Source organism: Brevundimonas naejangsanensis (assembly GCF_003627995.1).
GTDB lineage: Bacteria > Pseudomonadota > Alphaproteobacteria > Caulobacterales > Caulobacteraceae > Brevundimonas > Brevundimonas naejangsanensis_B.
The window spans coordinates 1372454-1395007 of sequence record NZ_CP032707.1; the positions used below are offsets into that span (position 1 = coordinate 1372454).

Here is a 22554-nt window from a genome sequence, read left to right on the forward strand (position 1 = left end):
CTATCTGGGAGGCTGGCCTCTGAAAAACCGGAACGGGGCGGCAGGACAGGAGCGGTGATGGGCAAGGGCGCGGTAGTGACGGCGAGGGGGCCGCGTCTCCTGCTGCGTCAGATCCGCGAGGCCCTGGCCGGCGCCCATGGCGCCGTCCCCGCCCAGGATCGCCTGAACATGGTGGTCCGCATCATCGCCCGGTCCATGGTGGCCGAGGTCTGCTCCATCTATCTGCGGCGCGCTTCGGGCGAGCTCGAACTGTTCGCCACCGAGGGTCTGAACCCCGAGGCCGTGCACAACACCCGCCTGCGCCCCGGCGAGGGCCTGGTCGGCGAGGTGGCCCGCCTGGCCCAGCCGATCAGCCTGTCCGACGCCCCGTCGCACCCCAGCTTCTCCTATCGCCCCGAGACGGGCGAAGACCCCTTCCACGCCTTCCTCGGCGCGCCGCTGCTGCGCGGCGGCCGGGCCATCGGCGTCCTGGTCGTCCAGAACCGCGCCGCCCGTCGCTATGACGAGGAAGAGGTCGAGGACATCCAGACCATCGCCATGGTCCTGGCCGAGACGGTCGCCTCGGGCGAGCTTCTGGCCCAGGCCGAGCTGCGCGACGTCGAGGTGGCGCCCCACCGGCCCGAACGCCTGCGCGGTCAGAAGTTCGCCGAGGGCCTGTCCTTCGGCCGGGCGGTCCTGCACGAGGCGCCCCTGGCCCCCGAGCAGCTGCTGTCCGACGACCCCGTGGCCGAGGAGGCCCGGCTTCAGCAGGCCCTGGACGAACTGCGCTCCAGCATCGACGCCCTGCTGGAAGGCAGCCAGGGCAAGCTGGGCGGCACGCCTTACGAAGTGCTCGAGACCTATCGGATGTTCGCCGACGACCGGGGCTGGAACCGGTCGCTGGAGGAGGCGGTGCGCTCGGGCCTGACGGCCGAGGCCGCCGTCGACCGCGTCCGCAACGAGCACCGCGCCCGCTTCGCCAACGCCCGCGACCCCTATATCCGCGAGCGGCTGCACGACTTCGAGGACCTGGCCAACCGCCTGCTGCGGGTGTTGGCGGGCGACAATCCGGGCCAGCGCGACCTGCCCGACGACGCCATCCTGGTGGCGCGCAACCTGGGTCCGGCCGACCTGTTGGAGTATCCGCGTCACAAGCTGCGCGGCCTGCTGCTAGAAGAAGGCTCGGCCGCCAGCCACGCGGCCATCGTCGCCCGCGCCCTGCAGATTCCCTGCGTCGGCCGCCTGCAGGGCCTGCGCGACCGCCTGTCCGAGGGCGATCAGGTCATCGTCGACGGGGAGACGGGCGAAGCCTATCTGCGGCCCCGCCCCGATATGCTGGCGGCGGTCGAGAGCCGCATGGCCGTGCGCGAGCAGCGCCGCGCCGAGTTCGACCAGCTGCGCGACATCCCGGCCGTCACCCGGGACGGCCAGCGCATCACCCTGCTGACCAACGCCGGCCTGGCCGTGGACCTGGAGAATCTGGACGCGACGGGGGCCGAGGGCATCGGCCTGTTCCGCACCGAGTTCCAGTTCATGGTCTCGGACGAACTGCCCCGGCTGACCGCCCAGACGGCGCTCTACAAGCTGGTGCTGGACGCGGCGGGCGACCGGCCCGTCACCTTCCGCACCCTGGACATCGGCGGCGACAAGGTCCTGCCCTATCTGGAGAACGAGCGCGAGGAGAACCCCGCCCTGGGTCGTCGCGCCGTCCGGCTGGGCCTCGATCGTCCGGCCCTGCTGCGGATGCAGCTGCGCGCCCTGCTGACCGCCGCCGCCGGGCGCGAGCTGCGCGTCATGTTCCCCATGATCGCCACGGTGGACGAGTTCCGCGCCGCGCGCGAACTGGTCGATGTCGAATGCGATTGGGCGCGGCGTCGCGGGCGGCCCCTGCCGTCCCTGCTGCGCGTCGGGGCCATGATCGAATGCCCCAGCCTGCTGTGGCATCTGGACGCCCTGCTGCCGCTGACCGACTTCGTCTCGGTCGGCACCAACGACCTGATGCAGTATATGTTCGCCGCCGACCGGACCAATCCGCTGGTGTCGGACCGCTACGACCCCCTGTCGCCGCCCGCCCTGCGCGCCCTGGCCGAGATCCAGCAGAAGTGCGCCGACAGCGCCACGCCCGTCTCGGTCTGCGGCGAACTGGCGGGCCGCCCGCTGGAGGCTTTCGCCCTGATCACCCTGGGCTACAACCGGCTGTCGGCGCCCGCCGGCGGGGTGGGGCCGGTCAAGCGGATGATCCTGTCGGCCGACCTGAACGCGGCCCGACGCGGCATGAACGTGCTGCTGGGCTCCTCGGCCGGCTCGGTGCGCGGCGAGATCGAATCCCTGGCCCGCAAGCTGAACGTCGACGTCTGAAGCGGCGCCGTCTTTCCCGCGTTGCCCGCGCCCCAAGCCTCGTCTAAGCGAAAGGGGCGGGCGCACGGGTGCCCCTGCCTGACGGAACCCCGGCCATATGGAACAGGATCGGCACGCCGCGCCGTCCCTCGAGGACTCCCGCGACGGGACTCTGGACGAGACCCAGGACGAGACCCTGGGCGCCGCCCTGCGCGCCGCGCGCCTGGCCTCGGGCCTGTCCATGGCCCAGCTGTCGACCCTGACGCGGGTGCATCCGCGTTTCCTGACGGCGCTGGAGCAGGGCGAGTTCGCCGTCCTGCCGTCGCGCATCTTCTCCATCGGCTATGTGCGGGCCTATGCGGCGGCCCTGGGCCTGGACGAACTGACCGCCGTCGAGCGGTTCAAGCGGGAATTTCCCGACGCCGCCGTGCCGCTTCAGGCTCCGACCGGCGCCGCCTTCCAGCAGATGCGGCGCAGCTCGCCCAAGATCCTGGCCGTGGCCGGGGCGGTGGTGGTCGCCGTGATCGGCTGGAACGTCTTCCAGCGCCTCAACCGCATCGAGCCGCCGCATCCGTCCGATCTCGTCGCCGTGCCCAGGAACTGGGCCGCCGAGGCCGATGCCGAGGCGGGCCGCCCTCTCTACCTGGGCGCCCCCAGGGCTGCGCCGCCGGACCAGACCACGCCCGCCCTCTACGTCACCCCGGGGCTGGAGGCGGAGCTCACCGGCGTCGACCCCGACGACCCCAACGCGCCGGCGCCGCCCGCGCCGCCGGTGCAGGCCGCCTTCAACCCGCGCGGGGCCATCTACGGGGCCTCGGCCACGGCCTCCCAGGTCATCCTGCAGGCGCGCAAGCCCGCCATCCTGGTGATCCGCCAGGGCGACGGCCGGGTGCTGTTCGCGCGCCAGCTGGCGGCGGGCGAATCCTGGCGGGCGCCGCCGAACGTCGCCGCGACCGTCGACACGCCCGATCCGGCCTCGTTCGACATCTATCTGAACGGCGAGCACGGCGGGGTGCTGACCGCGCCCCAGACGCCGCTAGGGCAGTTGAACAGCCGCGCCCAGGCCGCCGCCCGCCAGTCCGAGGTCCGCGCCGTCGCCGCCGAAACGCGCGCCCGCGCCCCGACGATCGCCCCGGCCGCGCCCTCGGGACCGCAGCCCTACCAGCCTCTTCCCGCGCCCGCGGCGACCCCTGCCGCCGCGCCGCCCGAGGGCTGACCGGGCGATGAATCGTCGCTTCGTGCGCCCCCTGTCGTGGTTTTGCCGCTCTTCCTGCCCTATGTTCCGCCCGTCATGAGCGATAGTTCAGCCCTCGGCCACATCCGTCCCTGGCGCCACATCGAGCGCCGTCAAAGCCGCCAGATCATGGTCGGCTCGGTTCCTGTCGGCGGCGGCGCCCCGATCAGCGTCCAGTCGATGACCAATACGCCGACCGCCGACGCGGCGGCCACGCTGGCGCAGATTCGTCAGCTGGAGGAGGCCGGCGCCGACATCGTGCGCGTCTCCTGCCCGGATGAAGACTCGACGGCGGCCTTCAAGACCATCGCGCGCGCGGCCCGCGTGCCGCTGGTGGCCGACATCCATTTCCACTACCGCCGCGGCATCGAGGCGGCCGAGGCGGGCGCCGCCTGCCTGCGCATCAACCCCGGCAACATCGGCTCGATCGCGCGGGTCAAGGAAGTCGTTCAGGCCGCCCGCGACCACGGCTGCTCCATGCGCATCGGCGTCAACGCTGGGTCGCTGGAGAAGGAGTTGCTGGAGAAATACGGCGAGCCCTGTCCCGACGCCATGGTGGAGAGCGCGCTGAACCACGCCCGCATCCTGCAGGATCTCGACTTCCACGAGTTCAAGATTTCGGTGAAGGCGTCCGACCCCTTCCTGACGGTCGCCGCCTATCAGCAGCTGGCCGAGGCCATCGACTGCCCGCTGCATCTGGGCGTGACCGAGGCGGGCCCCTTGCGCACCGGCACCATCAAGTCGGCCATCGGCATGGGCAACATGCTGTGGGCGGGCATCGGCGACACCATCCGCGTCTCGCTGGCCGCCGATCCGGTCGAGGAGATCAAGGTCGGCTTCGACATCCTGAAGTCGCTGGGCCTGCGCCACCGGGGGGTGAACATCATCGCCTGCCCGTCCTGCGCGCGTCAGGGCTTCAACGTCATCGAGACGGTGGCGATCCTGGAAGAAAAGTTGGCCCACGTCTCCACCGCCATGTCGCTGTCGATCATCGGCTGCGTCGTCAACGGCCCGGGCGAGGCCCTCTACACCGACGTCGGCTTCACCGGCGGCGGGGCGGGCTCGGGCATGCTGTATCTGAACGGCAAGATCGCCCACAAGCAGGCCAACGACGGCATGATCGACGAGATCGTCGCCCAGGTCGAAGCCAAGGCCGCCGAGCTGGACGCCGCCCGCGCCGCTCAGGCCGCCGCTCTTAAAGCCGCCGAGTAGTCATGAAGCTCTACATCACCACCCCGTCGCCCTTCGCGCGCAAGGTCCGCATCGTCGCGCGTGAAAAGGGCCTGTCCGAGCGGATCGAGGAGATCGTCGTCGATCCTTACGGCAATGCGCCCGAACTGCTGGCGACCAATCCGGTGGTGCAGGTCCCGACCCTGGTGGCCGAGGACGGCCTGGCTGTGACCGACAGCCCGGTCATCTGCGAATATCTGGACGCCCTGGGCGAGGGCGCGCGCCTGCTGCCCGTCGACGGGGCCGAGCGCTTGCGCGTGCGTCGCCTGGAGACCCTGGGCAATGCGGCGCTGGAAATGGGGGTCAAGCTGGTGCTCGAAAAGCGTCGACCCGAGGCCGAGCGCTCGCCGTCGTGGATGGAGCGCTGGACCGTCAACATGGGGCGCGCCCTGGACGCCCTGGAGGCCGCCGACCCGGACGCCGATCGGCTCGACATGGGGGTGCTGACCGCCGGCGTCGCCGTGACCTGGATCGGCTTCCGCCACCCCGACTACGACTGGAAGACCGGCCGTCCCAACCTGGTGGCGCTCCAGGCCGCGCTTGAGCGGCGCCCCAGCTTCGTCGACACCTATCCGGCCTGAGCCTTATTCAGGGGCCTCGGCGAAGGCGGCCAGAAGACGGTAGCGCAGCCGCAGGCCGTCGGCCTCCAGAACCTCGAGCCGCGCACCGCGAAAACCGATGATCCCGCCTTCGCCGAGGTCGTAGGCCACGGCCTGCGTCGCCGGCGGGCCGTCGTCCGTGGTCTCGCGATAGAGGAAGCGCACGCTGTCGCCCGTTCGCCCGTGATAGATCAGCTCCTGGCGGCGCCCGGCCGCGTCCGGCTCGGCGATGCGGACGTCGGCGACCTGCGGCTCGGCGCTCCAGTTGAGGACGCAGCGGCCGGGCGCGATGAAGCCGCGCACGGGGCCTGATCCGTCATTGGCCCGGCAAAGGCCGCCCGAGGCGTAGGGCGCGCTGCCCAGCAGGGGGTCGCGCGCCGTCATGGCGTCCGAGAAGTAATAGGTGAAGCGCCCGTCCTTCAGCCGCGCCCGCAGGCGGCCGGGCGAGACGGTGAATTTCCGGAACAGGATCCCGTCGCCCCAGCTCAGCTCGTTTGCCAGGGCGAGCCCGACGTGGGTCCGCTGCCGGCCCGTCTCCAGCGCGGCCTCGCCGACTTCGACCACGGCGACCGCGTGCAGGGCGGGGCGGTTCACGCTTTCGACGACGGGGGGCAGGGTCTGCGTCGTCGCGCAGCCCGCCAGAAGGGACGCCGAAACGGTCCAGACCCACGCGCGCATCCTCGGCCCCCCGCCGCCTCGCTCCGGACGCGCAGTCGGCCAGCCGCGCGCGCTTCTGTCAATGATCGGGGTTATCTCAACAGTTGCACGCCCTGGAAGACGGCCAGCAGGACCAGCAGGCCGCCGACTGCATAGGCCAGGACCTTGCGCGGCACCTTCTTGACGATCAGCCCCGCGAAGGGGGCGGCGATCAGGCCGCCGACCACCAGGCCGCCGACGGCGGCGGCGTGGTTCTGGAGCGCGTCGGCGTCTTGCCAGTGGCCGCTCACCAGGGCCCAGACGAAGGTGGCCGAGATGGCCACGGTCAGGAAGAATTCGGCCGTGTTGACCGTGCCGATGGCCTTGCGCGGGTCGTGTCCGGCGCCGACCATGGTGGACGACACCGTCGGCCCCCAGCCGCCGCCGCCGATGGCGTCCAGGCAGCCGCCGACCACGCCGATGGGGGCGGTGATCCAGGCGGGCAGGTGGCGCGGCTTCACGTCATGGCCCGCGCGCCACAGGATCCACACCCCGATCAGGGCCAGGTAGGCGACGACGAAGGGCTTGATCACCGTGCTGTCGAGCCCGGTCAGGACATAGGCGCCCAGAACCCCGCCGATGACTCCCGCGATGGTCAGGGGCAGGAACAGCCGCCACTCCACATTGCGGTGCAGGGCGTGGCTGCCCGCCGAGGCGGCGGTGGTGAAGACCTCGGCCGCGTGGACGCTGGCCGAGGCCGTGGCCGGCGGCACCCCCAGGGCCAGCAGCACCGAGGACGAGATCACCCCGTAGGCCATGCCCAGGGCGCCGTCGACCGCCTGGGCCAGGATGCCCACCAGCAGAAACAGGAAGAAAGTGTCCATTCAGCCCCCAGGCCTCATCAGACGCAGGTCGCGGCCCCCGTGGCAATGGCCGCGGCCGCGCTTTGGTTGCGCGCGGTTCAGGCGGCCGGTTCCAGGCGGGCGATGGCGTCCAGCACGTCGCGGCCGCTGTAGGGCTTGATCACCATGGCGGCGGCCAGTTCGGCGTTGTGCGCCGCCGCCGTGACGTCGCCGGACAGGAAGATGACCGGCACGCCCCAGCGCGTCTTCAGGCTGCGGGCCAGATCGACCCCGGTGGTCTCGCCCGACAGGTTGATGTCCAGCAGGGCCAGGTCGACGGGGTGCAGGGCCGTCGCCGCCTCGGCCGTCTCGGCGCTGTGGAAGGGCCCGACCACGCGGTGGCCGGCGGCGTCCAGCGCCTCGGTCAGGGCGGCGGCCGCGTCGGGATCGTCCTCGACCAGCAGCACCGTCAGGGGATCGGCTTCGACCGCTGGAGCATCCTCTTCGCGCGGCGGCGCCTGACGCACCAGCACGGCGCGGACATAGGGCCACAGCTCCGCCGCCGGGCGCTCGGCGTCCAGGTCGAAGATCTTGGCCAGGGCCTTCAATTCCTGCTCCGCCGCCGGCGGCAGGGCGGGCGCGTCGGGCGCCAGCAGCCCGTCATAGAGGGCGCACAGCCGCGCCACGTCCTTGTCTTCATGAACCGTCTCAGGGGCCATTCGCTGTCTCCTGTCTCGTTTCAGCCAGGGTCGAGCTAGGGGCTTTGGCGAGGGGAAGGAACCCGCCTGACGGCATCGTTAGATCCGCTCACAATCGCGACAGCCCGGAAAATCCCACCTTCGCATTGCAGGGAATTAACGAGCCAAACTTATCGACCGTCGATATTTTTACAGTCGGGGCGGGGAGGATCATCGCCATGAAGAACGCCTTATTGCGCGGCCTGAGCCTGGCCTGCGCCCTGACCTTGGCGGGGGGCGCGGCGGCTTCGGCGGCTTCGGCGGACAAGGCCTGCGGGGCCGGGGTCTGGAGGACGGCGGACGGGCGCGCCGTTTCCCTGTGGGGCACGACCAGCGGCAAGCTGCGCTGGCGCACCATGGACGGACGCAGCGCCCTGATCACCGGCACGGGGGCCGAAACGCGCGCCACGCGCGGCTGGACCGGCGAGCCCGATCCCACGCCGCTGGCGCTCGGCGACTGCGCCCAGGGGCTGACCTCGTTCGACGGCCAGCCGGTCGAACGGGTGGAGCTCGAGATCATCGAGACGCGCTTCCAGGGGGCCGGCGAGGCCCTGGCCGGGCGGCTGATCCTGCCGCCGGGCGACGGACCGGCGCCCATCCTGGTCGAGGTGCACGGCTCGGGCGACTACAGCGCCCTCGACTTCAACGCCATGCAGCACCTGGACCCGGCGGCGGGCGTCGGCCTGTTCGTCTATGACAAGCGCGGCACCGGCGCCTCGACCGGAACCTACACCCAGGACTTCGCCGTCCTGGCCGCCGACGCGGCGGCGGCGGTGCGCGAGGCGCGCCGCCTGGCCGGAAACCGAGCGGGCCGGGTCGGCCTGCGGGGGCTCAGCCAGGGCGGCTGGGTGGCGCCGCTGGCGGCGGCCCAGGCGCCGGTGGACTTCATCATCGTCGGCTACGGCCTGGCCGTCAGCCCGCTGGAGGAGAACCGCGCCCAGACGGTGCTGGGCGTGGCCGAGGCCGGCTTCGACGCCGAGGCCCAGCGCAAGGCGGGCCTGCTGGCCGATGCGGCGGGCGAGGTGATCGCCTCGGGCTTCCGTTCGGGCTTCGCCGAGCTGAACGCCTTGAAGCGCCAGTGGCGCCGCGAGCCGTGGTTCCCCCACGCCAAGGGGGAGTTCACCGGCGAGATCGCCCGCTATCCCGAGGCGGCGCTGCGGCTGGCGGGGCCCAAGCGCGACAAGGGCACGCCCTGGCGGCACGACCCCCTGCCGCCGCTGCGCGCGCTGGACGTTCCGGTGCTGTGGATCCTGGCCGGGGCTGACCGCGACGCCCCGCCCGAGGCGACGCGCGCCCTGCTGAGCGCCCTCCAGGTCGAGGGCGAGGCCATCACCCTGGCCGAGTTCCCGGACACGGACCACGGCATGGCCGAGTTCGTCCAGGCGCCGGACGGGACCCGCACCAACATCCGCCAGGCCGAGGGCTACTACGCCATGATGTCGGATTTCGCCCTCGGCCGGTCGCTGGAGCAGGGCCGATACGGCCGCGCTGCGATCGCCTTTCCGCGCGCCGCGCCCTGAAGGATCGACGATGGACTTGGGTCGGTTCTCTGCCGTAGAGAAGCCGACCCTTTCCTCTCGGAGACAGCCGTTGCGACTGCCCCAGGCCCGGCTCGATCAGGTGCTCGACCGCTTCCACCAGGTGGAGGCGCGCATGGGCGCGGCCTCGGACGGGGCCGAGATCGTGCGCCTGTCCAAAGAGCACGCCGAGCTGAAGCCGGTGGCCGACGCGGTCCAGGCCCTGGCCCGCGCCCGCGTCGAGGTCGAGGACCTCAAGGCCATGGCCGCCGATCCGGAGATGGCCGCCCTGGCCGCCGACGAACTGGACGCCCTCAACGACCGCCTGCCGGGCTTGGAGCGCGAGGTCGCGCTTCTGCTGGCCCCGCGCGACGCCGATGAGAACGCCTCGGCCGTGCTGGAGGTGCGCGCCGGCACCGGGGGGACGAGGCGGCCCTGTTCGCCGGCGACCTGTTCCGCATGTATTCCCGCTACGCCCAGACGCGCGGCTGGCGGGTCGAGATCGACAGCGCCACCGAGGGCGACGCGGGCGGCTTCAAGGAGATCATCGCCACCGTCAGCGGCGAGGGCGTGTTCGGCCGCCTCAAGTTCGAGAGCGGGGTCCACCGCGTCCAGCGCGTGCCGACGACCGAGGCGGGCGGCCGCATCCACACTTCGGCGGCCACGGTCGCCGTCCTGCCCGAGGTCGAGGACGTCGAGATCGAGATCCTCGACAAGGATATCCGCATCGACACCTACCGCTCGTCCGGCGCGGGCGGCCAGCACGTCAACAAGACCGACTCGGCGGTGCGCATCACCCACCTGCCGACGGGCATCGTCGCCACCTCCTCCGAGAAGTCGCAGCACGTGAACCGCGACAAGGCGATGAAGAACCTGCGCGTGCGCCTCTACGACATGCAGCGCCAGGCCAAGGACGCCGCCCGCTCGGACGCGCGCAAGTCGCAGGTCGGCTCGGGCGACCGCTCCGAGCGCATCCGCACCTACAACTTCCCGCAGGGGCGGGTGACCGATCACCGCATCGGCCTGACCCTGCACAGCCTGCCGCAGATCCTCGAGGGCGACCTCGACCCCATGCTCAACGCCCTGATCGCCGAGGACCAGGCCGCCCGCCTGGCCGACCTGGAAGCTGAACTCGCCTGACGTCTAGGGCCGGGCGAGATAGGCCGCGCCTTGCGCGCCGATCAGCTCGACCAGGTCGCCCATCACCAGCTCGAGGTCGATCAGATGCAGGCCCATGGCCTCGTCGCGCTCGCCCTGGAACAGAAAGTCGCCGCCCAGGACAAAGTCGTCGTCGGCGCCCGCCTGACTGATCGACAGATAGGCGGCGCCGTCTTCCCTGACGCAGGCGGCGGTCAGGCCGCGCGGCGCGACGAAGGGGGCGGCGTCCGGCGCTGCGACGCGTGGCGGCGCCGAGAACCACGGAATGATGGTCGTCCCATCGGCGGCGAAATAGGCTTTCAGCGGCGCTCGCCCGCCCGCGAGCGCGGCGGGATTGACGCACAGGGCGCGTTCGCCCGCCTCCAGCGCGCCTTCATAGGCCTCGGGCGGCGGGGCCTCGGCGCGGAAGCTGTTGAAAGCGACGACGCAGCCGGTCTGGATCTTCGCGCGGCAGGCGGGAAGGGTCTTGAAGGTCCCGCCGACGTCCTGCCCCGCCGGAGCGGTGACGAAGCTGCCCGGCAGGATGGCCGAGACCAGGCGGTCGCCCAGCGCCTGTCCGTCCATCTGGTCGCGGATCAGCCCCTGCAGGATCAGGGCGCCTTGCGAGTGGCCGATCAGGACGACGCCCCGTCCCGCGTTGTCGTGCTCCAGATAGCGCGCCCAGGCGGCGGCCACGTCGTCTTCGGCCAGGGCCATGGCGGCGGGCAAGTCGGGCGTCCGGCCGCCCTCCAGACGGCGTTTCATGTCGCTGACGGTCAGCTGGCGATACAGGGGCGCATAGAGGCGGCAGACCGAGCGCAGCCGCGCCAGCTGCAGCCGCACCGTCCGCGCCTCGTCCTCGGTCACGGCGATGGGGGCGCTGTCGCCCGGCGCGGTCGAGATGGTCGGATAGACGTAGAAGCAGTCGATCGCCGGGTCGCTGTGGGGCGAGGGGAGGGGCCCCGCCTCGGCGGTCGACAGATCGACGGTGCAGGCGTCGTCGCGGCCGGGGCGGCAGATCCAGGCGCTGTCCAGAGCGTAGTCGGGCGGCGTCGGCGCCTGCGCCCGAGCCGAGGCGCTCGAGGCCAGCAGGGCCAGGGCGGCGGTTGCGGCCCAGACCGAGGCCCGCACGGCGGACTCTTTCCGAGGTTTGCGCACTGACTCGACTCCCGCTGAGCGGAGGGTGAAGACTGATCGGGGCTGATCAGGCTGGGCCGTCTTCGGCCGCCACGAGCGGAGGGTCATCGGCGGTTTCCAGCGCGGGATCCTGCTCCTTGTCTGTCAGGGGGTCGGGCGAGGACAGCGCCGGACCGGCGGCCGCCGTCCTGCGTCCGAGCAACGATCTGAGCCAGCCGAACGCCGCCGCGATCCCGGCCAGCAGGAAGACCCCGCCCTTCTTCAGGATCATGAAAAGGATGCCCAGAATCCCGGCTTTCTTGGCCAGGGCGGCGGCCGCGCCGCCGGCCACCAGGCCGGCCAGTCCATAGGCGGCTTTCGGGTCTCCGGCCCGATAATCGGCGTAGCGGGCGCCCTCGTCGAAGGCGGCGGTGGCCATGAGCTCCTCCGCCGCCAGCTTGACCTGCGCCAGCTCGGGCATGACGGACACGATGTTCATGCTGAGCACCCCGCGCCGTCCCAGCACGCGCAGGTCGTAGTTCAGCGTCCGCGTCGGGTCACCGTCGAAACCGAGCTCCTTCGCCCAGATCATGGAATGGGTTCGCGCGTCATAGGAGGGCGACTGGGCCCAGCCCACCAGATGGACGCCCGGATAGCCGGCGGCCTTCCGTTCGCGGTTTTCCGCGTCCTCGCCGTTCTGCAGGTCCGCGAGCAGGGCGTCATAGTCGATGTCGCGGGCGTCCGCGTCCGAGACGTAGCCGTCCGGGGCGTAACGGACGACGGCCCCCCAGGTGTCGTCCATGAACGATCGCCCGGCCGGAAAGATCATGCCCAGGACGCCGTCGGCGAGGGCGGGCGGATTGCCCCAGGCTTCGACCAGGATTCGACGCGCCTCGTCCTTGTCGTAGAATTGATAGGCCTCGCCGAGGCGCAGCGTCACCTTGGGGCCGGCTAGGTGGACGTCGCCGCCCTGGCCCTGGATTTCGCCCTCCAGTCGCCGCATGGCCTCCAGATAGGCGGCCTGTTCGGGCGTGGGGCCGGACGGCGCGGCGTGCGACGGTCTCGCCAGGACCAGACAGGCGACCGCCAGGATCGCCGACAGGATGCGAAGCATGCGAATCTCTCCCTCGTCGGGGAGGTTGCGTATCAATGTTCGATCTGTCTAGCGCCGTCGTCTCGATCGCCGCCGCAGCATCCGGTCGCCCAGGGCCTCGGCGTATTTGAGGGTGAAGGCCAGGGCGGCGGGGTTGCCGCGTCTCGGCCCCACCGAATCCGCCATGACGGCGCCGCGCTCGCCCAGGGGCCGGGGCGCGCCCGTGGTGGTGTCATGGGCGGTCTGGTGCTCGATCTCGGCGTTGAGGCGGGCGCCCATCAGGATCACCTGCACCGAGAACCAGGTCCACAGCAGAAAGCCCATGGCCGCCGCCAGCGGGCCGTAGGAATCGGTGCGCACGAAGGTGGTCAGGAACCAGCTGAACAGGAAGGACACCAGCAGGCTCACGCTCGCGGCGAACAGCGCCCCCGGCGTCAGCCAGCGCCAGCGCGCCCGCGCCCGGCACGGCCCATAGCGATAGATCAGGGCCAGGGCCGCGACATAGCCCAGGAACAGCAGGGGCCAGCGCAGGGGCGCCAGATAGGCCCACTCGTCCTGCAGGCCCAGCACGGCCAGGACCACGGGCACCCCGACCACCAGAGCCGAACTGAGCAGCACCGCCAGCAGGCCCGAGACGGTGAAGCCCATGCACAGCAGGTTGTAGCGGACGATGTTGCGCTTCTCGACCTCGTGATAGGCGAGGTTCAGTCCGTAGAAGAGGGTCTTCACCCCGCCGTTGGCCGCCCACAGCGACAGGGTCAGGGTCCAGGCCAGGGTGAAGGTCAGCTGGCCGGTCGAGTTGCCCGCCAGCCGCGCCATTTCGGCGCCCAGGAACTGGGCCACGTTCGACGGCAGGATCTCATAGAGGAAGCTCAGCCGCCCCCAGGCGTCGGCCGGATCGGCGAACAGGCCGTAGATGGTGACGAAGGCACCCAGGGTCGGAAACAGGGCCAGCAGCATGAAGAAGGTCACGCCCCCGGCGACGAAGCCGACCCGGTCGCCGAAATAGCCCATGGCCGCGCGCCAGGCGATGTCGCTCCAGCCCTGGTGCGGAATCTCCAGCGGGCGCCGGGCCAGCCGGCCGCGGCCGGGCTCCTGGGCGTCATAGTCCTCGGGCGTCGGCTCGCGCGGCGGCAGGGGCTCGGGCCGCTTGGGCCTCAGTTCGAGACCGTAGCGGTGCCCCTGGGTATAGAGGAGGTGCGCCGCCGTCGCTCCGGCGGCCAGCCCCCCGACCGCGGCGGCCAGATAGCGCAGCAGGCTGGCGGCCGCGCCGTGCGACGGCCGGGACGAGCGGCGCCCTCGGCCGCGCGCGGATCGGTGCTTCAAGACGTCCATCATCCCCATCCGCCCCACAACGGCTACGCTGCCCGCCCGTTCCGTCTTGAAATCGCGCGCGCCAGACCCCAATCACCCGGAATGTCCGATCAGAACACCCAACCGACCCTGCTGACCGCCTGGAAAGGCGCCCAGGCGCGCCTGAAGGCCGCCGGCGTCGACAGCCCCTCCATCGACGCCCGCCTGTTGCTGGAGGCGGCGACCGGCGCGGGCCGGGTGGACATCCTGAACGACCCCTACCGCGCCCTGACGGCCGAGCAGGCGCAAGGGCTGGAGGCCATGGTCCAGCGCCGCCTGCGCCGCGAGCCGGTGTCGCGCATCCTGGGCCGCAAGGGCTTCTGGAAGATCATGCTGAACGTCACCCCCGACGTGCTCAGCCCGCGCCCGGACACCGAGACGGTGGTGGACGTCATCGTCCGCGCCTTCCCGGCCTATGCGACGTTCGACATGATCGACCTGGGCACGGGCTCGGGCGCCATCCTGCTGGCGGCCCTGGCCGAGCGGCGCGGCGCGCGCGGCGTCGGCACCGACATCTCGACCGAGGCCATCGCCGTGGCGCGCGAGAACGCGGCCAACCTGGACCTGAACGGCCGCTGCACCTTCATCCGCACCGACTGGGCGGCGGGGTTCGCCGACGACAGCTTCGACCTGGTGGTGTCCAACCCGCCCTACATCCCGACCGGCGACATCGCCGGCCTGGACCCCGAGGTGCGCGAGCACGACCCGCACCTGGCCCTGGACGGCGGACCGGACGGGCTGCAGCCCTATCGCGACCTGGCGCCCGAGATCGCCCGCATCCTGCGCCCCGAGGGCGTCTTCGCCGTCGAGATCGGCTGGGACCAGGGCGAGGCGGTCAAGGCCCTGTTCGAGGCGGCCGGCTTCGCCGACGTCAAGGTGGTCAAGGATCTGGGCGACCGCGACCGCGTCGTCACCAACGGCCCGGACCCGCGCGTCGGCCCCATCCCCGATGTCGAAGGCCCGGTGCAATAAACCCGGTGCAATAAAAACCCTTGGAAAGCGTCTCCGCGCGCGCTAAGTCCGTGGTGTTCCCACTCAAACGCATCCTTTTCGGGCACGTTCGCTCGCTTAAGCGCGTCTGGGGCCAGTGACGGTCGCGTCCCTAGAACAGACGCGGCGGACCACGGGGGACGCACGGTTTTTCCGGACACATCGCATCGGGGATAGGCCCCGACGAGCGGAACGACGAACAGGGTCCCGTCCGTCCTTTACGACGGCGGCCCGCACCAGCACGGTAAGCTCCGATGAGAGATTTCAAGGGCATGAAGCGTCAGCGCGGACGCAACCGGAAGCCCGGCGGCGGCAACAACGCCAACGCGACCAATCCGAACCGTTCGTGGGACTCGCAGGGCCCCGAGAACATCAAGGTCCGGGGCAACGCCCAGACCGTCTATGAGCGCTACATGCAGCTGGCGCGCGACGCCGCGGCCGCCGGCGACCGCGTTCTGGCCGAGAACTACACCCAGCACGCCGAACACTATTTCCGCGTCCTGCGCGCCCTGCAGCCCCAGCGTCCGGTCAGCGAGATCGCCCAGCGCGAACTGGCCGGCCAGGGCTTCGACATTGATTTCGAGGACGAGTCGGGCGCCCAGGCCGCGGCCATCATCGCCGCCGCCCAGGCCGAGCAGCAGAAGGCCGAGGACGAGGCCCGCCGTCAGGCCGAACGCGCCGAGCGCGAGGCCAATCGCGACCGTGAACCGCGCGAGCCGCGTGAGCCTCGCGAGCCGCGTGAAGCCCGTGAGAACGGCGAAGGCGAGCCCCGCGAGGGGCGTCGCGAATCCCGCCGCGAGCGCTGGGAGCGCCGCCGCGAGGAACGCAACCGCCGGTTCGAGAACGGCGAGCCGGGCGCCGAGGGCGATGCGCCGGGCGCCCAGGACGACGGCCAGTCCTCCGACGTCTCGCATGAGGCCGTCTCCGTCGATGACCGTCCGCACGACGACGTCGCCGCCGAGCCGGTCGTCGAGGCCGTCGAGGAGCCCGTCGCCAAGGCCCCGCGCGCCCCGCGCCGTCCGCGCGCCACGGCGGCGACCGAGGACGCCTCTGGCCTGCCGGGGTTCCTGACCCGACCGGCGGCGATCGAGGACTCGGCGTCCGACGACGACGCCGAAGCGCCCGCCCCGCGTCGCCGTCCGCGCCGCAAGGCCGAGACCGCCGCCGAAGAGTAAGGCCCGGGTCTCGCAACTCGAGCGGGCTTTCCTTCATTCAGCCAACAGCCGTCGCGCGTCCTTCTCGAGCCATCGGGAGGATGCGCGATGGAATTCGTTCGGCTGGCGATGATCGCCTCGCCTTGGCCCTGTGCGTCCTGAGCCCAACTGGGGCCGGGAAAACGGGGCGGGACGACCGGCATCGACGACGAACGGGGTTGACGGGCGGGGTTGACGCGGGCCGCCGTGGCGGCTTCCTAGAGAAACGGGGCTTTCGATCCTGTCGCGAGGGAATCCCATATGCAGCGTTCGCCGAACCCTTCCTTCCGGCTCGCTCCGTCCGGCCGGGGCGCGCCGACGGGCGGCGTCTCGTCCCGGTCGTTCTTGGCGCTCGCGTCCCTGGCCCTGGCTCTGGCCGCCTGCGCCACCACGCCCCCGCCGCCGCCGCCGCCGCCGTCGGTCCCTGCCGTCGCCCCGTCCGAGGGGCCGGTCGGGGCCGTCCTGGACGACTGGCGCGGCGTCATCACTCCGGCCGACCGCGACCGCTATCAGCGCCGCGCCGCCGCCTGGACCCTGGCGCTCGAACAGGCGCGGCGTCAGGGCGGCTCGGGCGACCTGTCGGCGCTCGGCGACCTGATCGATCCGAACGCCGCCCGTCCCGGCGTCAGCCCTCTGCCCGGCGCCTACCGCTGCCGCACCGTCAAGCTGGGGTCCCAGGGCGACGAGGGCGGGCTCGGCTATGTCGTCTATGGCTGGTTCGCCTGCCGCATCGAACAGACCGCGGGCGGGCTGAAGCTGACCAAGCGCACCGGGTCGCAGCGCCCGGCGGGCCTGCTCTTCCCCGAGAGCGACCGCGAGATGGTCTTCCTGGGCTCCATGGCCCTGGCCTCCGAGCCCGCCGCCCACAGCTACGGCCTGCGTCCGGAGCGCGACATGGTCGCGGTGCTGGAGCGCATCGGCGAGAAGCGCTGGCGCCTGGTCACGCCCTGGCCGGCGACGGAATCCAACCTCGACCTGCTCGAACTGGTCCCGGCCCCGGCCTCGTCGCGCTGATCGTTTCGATCGAAGCTTGACCGGACGGGGGCCGCCCCGCCACCCTGGACGCCCTTTCATTCCCACCGGAGCACCCGTATGCGCGGCGTCGGCCTCACGCTTGGATCCATCATCGCCATCGCCGTCGTCCTGGCGGTCGTGCTGATCGGCTTCCCCACCTACAACGTCTATTCCAAGCAGATGGCGGGCAAGGCCGCCTACGAGGAGGCGGTGCAGAACCGCCGTATCCGCGTGCTCGAAGCCCAGGCCTCCCTCGACTCCGCCAAGCTGACCGCCCAGGCCGAGATCGAGCGCGCCAAGGGCGCCAATGAGGCCAACCGCATCATGGCCGAGGCCCTGGGCGGCCCCGAGGCCTATCTGCGCTGGTCCTACATCAACATGCTGCAGGAGACGGCCGGCAAGGAAGGCCGCCAGACCATCTACATCCCCACCGAGGCGGGCATGCCCATCCTCGAGGCCGGCCAGCGCCCGACGCGCTGACCTAGCCCGCCGCTCTGCACTCGAGGGGCTGGCGGTAGAGGGCGGCGGCGGGATCCAACCGGCGCGCCTCGGCAAGCTGGCGCTCGGCCTCTTCGCAACGTCCGAGAGCGGCGAGGGCCGAGGCGTAGCTGTGGAGGATGGGCGAGGCCTCAGGCAGGCGCGCCAAGGCTGCTTCGCAATAGGGCAGGCCCTCGGCCGCTCGCCCGGCGCGGACCAGGGTGTAGCAGTGATTGTTCTGCAGTCCCGGGTCGTCGGGACGCAGCTTCATGGCCTTTTCGCCGGCGGCCAGGGCGCGGGAAAAGTCGCCCAGCTGTTCCAGCAGGGCGGCGCGCCGGATCAGGGCCTCCACCCCGTCGTCCGAGAGGCGCTGATAGGCGCCGAAGGCCGGAGCAAACGCCGGATCGCCATTGGCCTTGAGGATCGGCAGGATGAAGGCAAGGACGAAGCCGTGGTATTCGTCCTCGGTCGGCGGCGGGTTCTGCGGGTCGATGGTGACCGCCCCGCTCAGAATGTCCCAGCTGGTTTGGGCGTCGGCCAGGGCCTCCTTGGAACGGCCGACGTGGTCGTAGGCGGCGCCGCGAAAGGCGTGGAAGACCGGGTCTGAGTACATGTTCAGGCCGTCGGCCGGGCGGGCTTCGTCGTACAGCTTCACCGCCCGGGCCATGTCGCCGGCCATGAAGGCCTGGCTGCCCAGATTGATCAGCGCCCAGCTTCGGGCCGGGGACCCGACCGGCGCCTCGTCGGCGCAGGTCCGGTAATTGATCCGGTCCAGGGGAACCTGGCAGGACGCGGGCACGGTCATGTCGGGGCCCGCGAGCCACAGGGCGGCGGTCACGGCTAAGCCAGTCAGCATGGTCAGGTCATCCTTGTCAGCTTCAGGTCCTGGTAGTCGTAGGAGAAGTCGATGTCGGGCGAGACGCCCTTCAGCGTCGCCGTGACCGGTTGGCCGTTCTCGAGCTTGAAGGTCACGAAGGCGTCCTCCTCGCGCTTGTCGGGGAAGCGGGTGCGGAAGGTCTCGCCGTCGTAGGGCTCCAGCCAACCCTGCAGCGCGGGGGTGTGGGTGAAGCGCAGCCACAGGCCCGTCTTGCGGTTGCGGCCGCGCCCCTCGGTCTTCGGCGCGATGACGATGTCGCCGTACCACGGATCGCGCCAGGTCCCGGCGTAGGCCTCCAGCGGCAGGGACGGGGCCGCGCCCGCCGCCTGTTTGGCGTCGATCTCGGCGGCGGCCTTCAGCGACTTCTCGATCCCCTCGGCCTCGCGTTTCTTGGAGTCGGCGATCCAGTCGACGTCGACCTTGTTCATGGCGATGTCCGACAGGCCCGAGCGCAGGGCGCGTAAGAGGAAGCTCTCCTCGGCGTTGGTGAAGACGGAAAAGCCGATCTTGCGGCCGGGGATCAGCACCGTGGCCGAAATGCCGCCGGGCGAGCCGCCGCCGTGGGTGATCAGCCGCTCGCCGCGATAGTCCTGCACCTGCAGGCCCATGGCGTAGGTCGAGGCCACCGCCCGGTTGGGCAGTTCCGCCGTCGGCCCATTGGAGGAGGAGACGACGATGTTGGGCTTGACCATCTCGCGCGCGGCGGCCTCTGAGAACAGGCGCGAGCCGTCGGCCAGCTTGCCGTCGTTGAGGCGCACGGCGATCCATTTGGCCCAGTCGTGGGCGCTGGCGCAGATGCCGCCCGCCGCCGCCGCCGAATCCCAGTTCCAGACCTCGACGATGGAGTCGGCGATCCGGGTCATCGGCCCCTGGTAGCGCAGGGGCGGCCCGACGCGGCCGTGGGGCAGGGCGGACTTCTTGGGGTCGGCCAGACGCGCCAGGGGCACGCTCTCGCTCATGCCCACGCGGTCGAAGATGCGGGTCTGGACGAAGTCCTCCCACGACAGGCCGGAAACCTTCTCGATCACCGCGCCCGCCACCACGAACATCAGGTTGCAGTAGTGGTAGTCCTCGCGGAAGCCGTCCTCGATCGGCACGAAGGCGGCCTGGGCCAGGACCTCGGCCCGCGTCCGGTCGCTGTTGGGCCAGAACAGCAGGTCGCCGGCGCCCAGGCCGAAGCCGGCGCGGTGGCTCAGGGTGTCGCGCACGGTGATGCGCTCGCCCACCATCGGGTCCGACAGGGTGAAGCCGGGCAGATAGGTGCGGATCGGCTCGTCCCACTTCACCTTGCCCTCGTCGACCAGGATGGCCAGGCAGGCGGCGGTGACGTTCTTGGAGTTCGACGCGATGGCGAACAGGGTGTGTTCATCGGCCGGTTCGGCCTTGCCCTGACGGCGCACGCCGTAGCCCTTGGCCAACACCGTCTTGCCGTCGCGCACCAGGGCCAGGGACACGGCCGGCTGGTCCGGCCAGGCCGCCATGCAGCGTTGCACCCAGGCGTCGGCGGCGGCGGCGATCTCCTCGTCGGAGCGCGTATCGGGGCTGGTCTGAGCCCAGGCCAGGTTCGGCAGGGCGGCCCCGCCGGCGGCGACGGCGGTGGAGATCAGCGCCGCGCGGCGCGACAGGCGGATGGACATCAAGGACGCTCCCGAAGACTGAACGGCGACGCTAGCGCCGCCCGTCCATGGGGAGCAAGGGGTTCATCTTGGTCTTCAGCGTGGGGGCCAAGCGCCGGATAGAAGAGCAAGGTTCCGCAGAAAGCCGCAGAGACGTCTCTGGCATGAAAAATATGTAACGGGGATGAAGAAGATGTAACTCGGCTACGCTTGTTGCTGCTGATAGTCGCTGGGTCAGAGGGGCGTCGCGAGGCGGTCTGACAGGAACTCATGACATGACGAAGTATAAGTTCACTCCGCTGCTCGGAGTGGTTTTGGCCTTGCCGGGTGCGGCCGCCCTGGCGCAAGCGCCTACTTCGCCGCCCGCATCCGGTGCGCCGCGGGGCCAAGCATCGACCCAGTATTCGTCTCAGGCCCATCCTGATAAGGCCAACAAGAACGATCAGCCCTCGACCGTCGGCGATGTCGTCGTCAGCGCCCGCGCCAATGATGTGCGGACCTCGATCGATTCCATCAGCTACAGCCTGGCCGACGATCTTCAGGCCGCGACCGGCACCCTCGCCGAGGCCCTGCGCAATGTGCCTTCGGTCGATGTCGACCCCCAGGGCAATGTCTCCCTGCGAGGCGACGCCAATGTCACCATACTGGTCGATGGTCGTCCCTCGGCCATACTGTCGGGGCCGAACCGGGGCGACGCCATCCTGCAGATGCCGGGCGATCGCTATTCGCGCATCGAGGTCATGACCAATCCTTCGGCCGCCTATAGCCCCGAGGGACAGGCGGGGTCATCAACCTGATCACCAAGCCGGTTCCGGCTGCGGTCGCCGCGGCCGCCGCTGCTGCTGGCGGCAAGGGCTCGAGCGTCACCACTGGCTCGATGCGCGCCAATGTCGGCGACAACGGACGCTGGAACGTCGGCGCCAGCGGCTCGCGGCAGCAGGGCAAGCTGACGCTGACCGGCGACCTCAGCTATCGGCGTGACAATCCGACTTTCGCTTTCAACAGCGTGCGCGAACAGTTCGACGCCTCCGGCGCGACTGTGTCTTCGACCCTTGTGTCTCAGGCCAACGAAACCTCTCAGAGCGGCGTTATGGGCAGAGCCTCGGCCGAATATCGTCTGACGGACAAGACCATGCTGACCGGCGAGGTCCGCCTCACCCGGTTTGACGTCGAGGGCCGCTCGGAGGGGGAGTACGAGACGCGCGATGCTTCGGGCGCCCTGGCTCGCGCCTATAATCGCGACGGCGACACCGCCTTCAAGCTGAATAACTGGGGCGTCACCGGACGCGTCCTGCATCAGTTCGACGCTTCAGGCCATGAGTGGTCCAATGAGCTGCGCTATGATCGGAACGAGCCCCAGCAGACAGCCCTGTTCACCAACACCTACCTGACGCCGGCGGCGCCCCTCCTGCTGGAGGCCCAGGCCTGGTTCGTCGAGCAGGAGACGATCGGCTTCACCAGCGCCTACACCCGGCCCATGCTCGACGGCGCCAAGCTGCGGGCGGGCTATGAACTGAATCTTATCCGCCCCAACCAGGATAGCGAGCTGCGGCGGGGCCCGTCCAAGGCAGCCCTGGCCCCTGTGCCGGGGCTGAACACCCGCGTTCAGGGAGAACTGGCCGTGCACGCCCTCTACGCCACCTTCGAGCGGCCCTTCAGCGAAAAGCTGTCCGGCCAGCTCGGCCTGCGCCTGGAGCAAGCGGACGTGGAGGTGGAGGACCTCACCAATGGCGTGCGTGCGGATCAGGACTATTTCCGCGCCTATCCGACCATGCACCTGCAGTATCAGCTGACCGACGCCCAGAGCCTGCGCGGCAGCTATTCCCGGCGCATCCAGCGCCCGCAGCCGTTCCAGCTGAACCCCGCCGTCATCTATGGCGATCCGCTGAACCTGCGGTCGGGCAACCCGGACCTGGAGCCGCAGGAGACGGACAGCTTCGAGGCCATGTGGCAGATGCGGCGCGGCCAGAGCTTCTATCAAGCCACCGCCTATTTCCGCGACACCGCCAAGGCCTTCACCGACGTGGCCACCGACGTCGGCGGCGGGGTCCTGTTGACCCGGCCCGAGAACCTCGGCGCCCGGCGCGACCTCGGCGTCGAGCTGACCGCCAGCGGCCGCCTGCATCCGACCCTGCGCTACAACGCCAGCGTCAACGCCTTCCGCCAGCAGATCGACGCCGCCGGCATCCTGGGCGGGCGCGACCGTGAAGGCGAGATGCTGACCGGCCGCCTCAGCCTGAACTGGCAGCCGACGCCCAAGGACTTCGTGCAGGTCTCGGGCTTCTGGCAGGGCGACCAACTGCTGGGGCAAGGGACGCGCGAGAGCGGCGGCATGGTGAACCTGGGCTATCGCCGCAAGCTGAACGATACCCTGTCGTTCCAGTTCACGGCGCGCGACCTGTTCAACTCCTTCGGCGGCGCCACCGTCTATGACACGCCCCAGTTCCGCGAGCGTGTTGAGCAAGACATCAAGCTGCGCGCCTTCTATGTGGGGCTGACCTGGTCCTTCGGCGGCGGGCCGCGCCGTCAGCCCGAGCAGTTCGACTTCTCGACCGGGCCGACCGGCGGCTGATCGGC

At 70.8% G+C, this 22554-nt stretch carries 19 protein-coding genes and 1 pseudogene; 12 read left to right on the top strand and 8 right to left on the bottom strand.

What is annotated here, in order from left to right; genetic code table 11:
- Positions 1-57: 57 nt before the first annotated feature.
- The 4 genes from ptsP to D8I30_RS06470 all read left to right on the top strand — a co-directional run bounded on the left by ptsP (position 58) and on the right by D8I30_RS06470 (position 5361).
- Complete coding sequence (ptsP, locus tag D8I30_RS06455) at positions 58-2337, top strand: phosphoenolpyruvate--protein phosphotransferase (protein WP_121482012.1); 2280 nt, start codon at positions 58-60, stop codon at positions 2335-2337.
- A gap of 97 nt (positions 2338-2434) precedes the next feature.
- Positions 2435-3532 carry a helix-turn-helix domain-containing protein gene (locus D8I30_RS06460; RefSeq protein ID WP_205570754.1) on the top strand — a complete coding sequence of 366 codons (1098 nt, stop codon included), beginning with the start codon at positions 2435-2437 and terminating at the stop codon, positions 3530-3532.
- Positions 3533-3607: 75 nt separating this feature from the next.
- Positions 3608-4762, top strand: a complete 1155-nt coding sequence (gene ispG, locus D8I30_RS06465; RefSeq protein ID WP_121483420.1) for a flavodoxin-dependent (E)-4-hydroxy-3-methylbut-2-enyl-diphosphate synthase — start codon at positions 3608-3610, stop codon at positions 4760-4762.
- A 2-nt stretch (positions 4763-4764) separates the two neighbouring features.
- On the top strand, positions 4765-5361 hold the full coding sequence (locus D8I30_RS06470; RefSeq protein ID WP_121482013.1) for a glutathione S-transferase N-terminal domain-containing protein: 597 nt from the start codon (positions 4765-4767) through the stop codon (positions 5359-5361).
- Positions 5362-5364: 3 nt separating this feature from the next.
- Here the strand turns inward: D8I30_RS06470 and D8I30_RS06475 are convergent, their stop codons facing one another.
- The 3 genes from D8I30_RS06475 to D8I30_RS06485 form a co-directional block, all read right to left on the bottom strand.
- The gene (locus D8I30_RS06475; protein WP_121482014.1) at positions 5365-6057 is read right to left on the bottom strand and encodes a hypothetical protein; all 693 of its coding nucleotides are present in this window, start codon (positions 6055-6057) and stop codon (positions 5365-5367) included.
- Positions 6058-6128: 71 nt separating this feature from the next.
- Positions 6129-6899, bottom strand: a complete 771-nt coding sequence (locus D8I30_RS06480; RefSeq protein WP_121482015.1) for a sulfite exporter TauE/SafE family protein — start codon at positions 6897-6899, stop codon at positions 6129-6131.
- Positions 6900-6976: 77 nt separating this feature from the next.
- Complete coding sequence (locus tag D8I30_RS06485; protein ID WP_121482016.1) at positions 6977-7576, bottom strand: response regulator; 600 nt, start codon at positions 7574-7576, stop codon at positions 6977-6979.
- A gap of 197 nt (positions 7577-7773) precedes the next feature.
- Between D8I30_RS06485 and D8I30_RS06490 the strand changes: the two genes are divergently transcribed.
- Positions 7774-9114 carry an alpha/beta hydrolase family protein gene (locus D8I30_RS06490; protein WP_121482017.1) on the top strand — a complete coding sequence of 447 codons (1341 nt, stop codon included), beginning with the start codon at positions 7774-7776 and terminating at the stop codon, positions 9112-9114.
- Positions 9115-9184: 70 nt separating this feature from the next.
- A pseudogene (gene prfA, locus D8I30_RS06495) lies at positions 9185-10251 on the top strand (peptide chain release factor 1).
- Between the two features lie 3 nt (positions 10252-10254).
- On the opposite strand, the gene D8I30_RS06500 reads toward prfA, so the two are convergent.
- The 3 genes from D8I30_RS06500 to D8I30_RS06510 all read right to left on the bottom strand — a co-directional run bounded on the left by D8I30_RS06500 (position 10255) and on the right by D8I30_RS06510 (position 13783).
- A complete protein-coding gene (locus D8I30_RS06500; RefSeq protein ID WP_162938821.1) occupies positions 10255-11379 on the bottom strand; it encodes a DUF3089 domain-containing protein in 1125 nt (374 codons plus the stop codon).
- Between the two features lie 73 nt (positions 11380-11452).
- On the bottom strand, positions 11453-12478 hold the full coding sequence (locus tag D8I30_RS06505) for a DUF2167 domain-containing protein (RefSeq protein ID WP_121482019.1): 1026 nt from the start codon (positions 12476-12478) through the stop codon (positions 11453-11455).
- Positions 12479-12526: 48 nt separating this feature from the next.
- Entirely contained in the window at positions 12527-13783 is a 1257-nt protein-coding gene (locus tag D8I30_RS06510) for a YihY/virulence factor BrkB family protein (RefSeq protein WP_430805153.1), read from the bottom strand.
- A gap of 90 nt (positions 13784-13873) precedes the next feature.
- Between D8I30_RS06510 and prmC the strand changes: the two genes are divergently transcribed.
- The 4 genes from prmC to D8I30_RS06530 all read left to right on the top strand — a co-directional run bounded on the left by prmC (position 13874) and on the right by D8I30_RS06530 (position 17487).
- On the top strand, positions 13874-14782 hold the full coding sequence (gene prmC, locus D8I30_RS06515) for a peptide chain release factor N(5)-glutamine methyltransferase (protein WP_121482020.1): 909 nt from the start codon (positions 13874-13876) through the stop codon (positions 14780-14782).
- Between the two features lie 290 nt (positions 14783-15072).
- Positions 15073-15975, top strand: a complete 903-nt coding sequence (locus D8I30_RS06520; RefSeq protein WP_240387348.1) for a DUF4167 domain-containing protein — start codon at positions 15073-15075, stop codon at positions 15973-15975.
- 279 nt (positions 15976-16254) lie between these two features.
- Positions 16255-17007, top strand: a complete 753-nt coding sequence (locus D8I30_RS06525) for a DUF4893 domain-containing protein (RefSeq protein ID WP_121482022.1) — start codon at positions 16255-16257, stop codon at positions 17005-17007.
- A 78-nt stretch (positions 17008-17085) separates the two neighbouring features.
- Positions 17086-17487, top strand: coding sequence for a hypothetical protein (locus tag D8I30_RS06530; RefSeq protein WP_121482023.1), 402 nt, complete (start codon positions 17086-17088; stop codon positions 17485-17487).
- Position 17488: 1 nt separating this feature from the next.
- Here D8I30_RS06530 and D8I30_RS06535 read toward each other — a convergent pair whose 3' ends face one another.
- Together D8I30_RS06535 and D8I30_RS06540 are read right to left on the bottom strand one after the other, a co-directional pair.
- Entirely contained in the window at positions 17489-18340 is an 852-nt protein-coding gene (locus tag D8I30_RS06535; RefSeq protein ID WP_121482024.1) for a tetratricopeptide repeat protein, read from the bottom strand.
- Positions 18341-18342: 2 nt separating this feature from the next.
- Positions 18343-19998: a serine hydrolase gene (locus D8I30_RS06540; protein WP_121482025.1), complete on the bottom strand. Its 1656-nt coding sequence runs from the start codon at positions 19996-19998 to the stop codon at positions 18343-18345.
- A 254-nt stretch (positions 19999-20252) separates the two neighbouring features.
- Between D8I30_RS06540 and D8I30_RS14705 the strand changes: the two genes are divergently transcribed.
- On the top strand, positions 20253-20774 hold the full coding sequence (locus tag D8I30_RS14705) for a TonB-dependent receptor plug domain-containing protein (protein WP_240387349.1): 522 nt from the start codon (positions 20253-20255) through the stop codon (positions 20772-20774).
- A gap of 80 nt (positions 20775-20854) precedes the next feature.
- Complete coding sequence (locus D8I30_RS06545) at positions 20855-22549, top strand: outer membrane beta-barrel family protein (RefSeq protein WP_240387350.1); 1695 nt, start codon at positions 20855-20857, stop codon at positions 22547-22549.
- Positions 22550-22554: the final 5 nt, after the last annotated feature.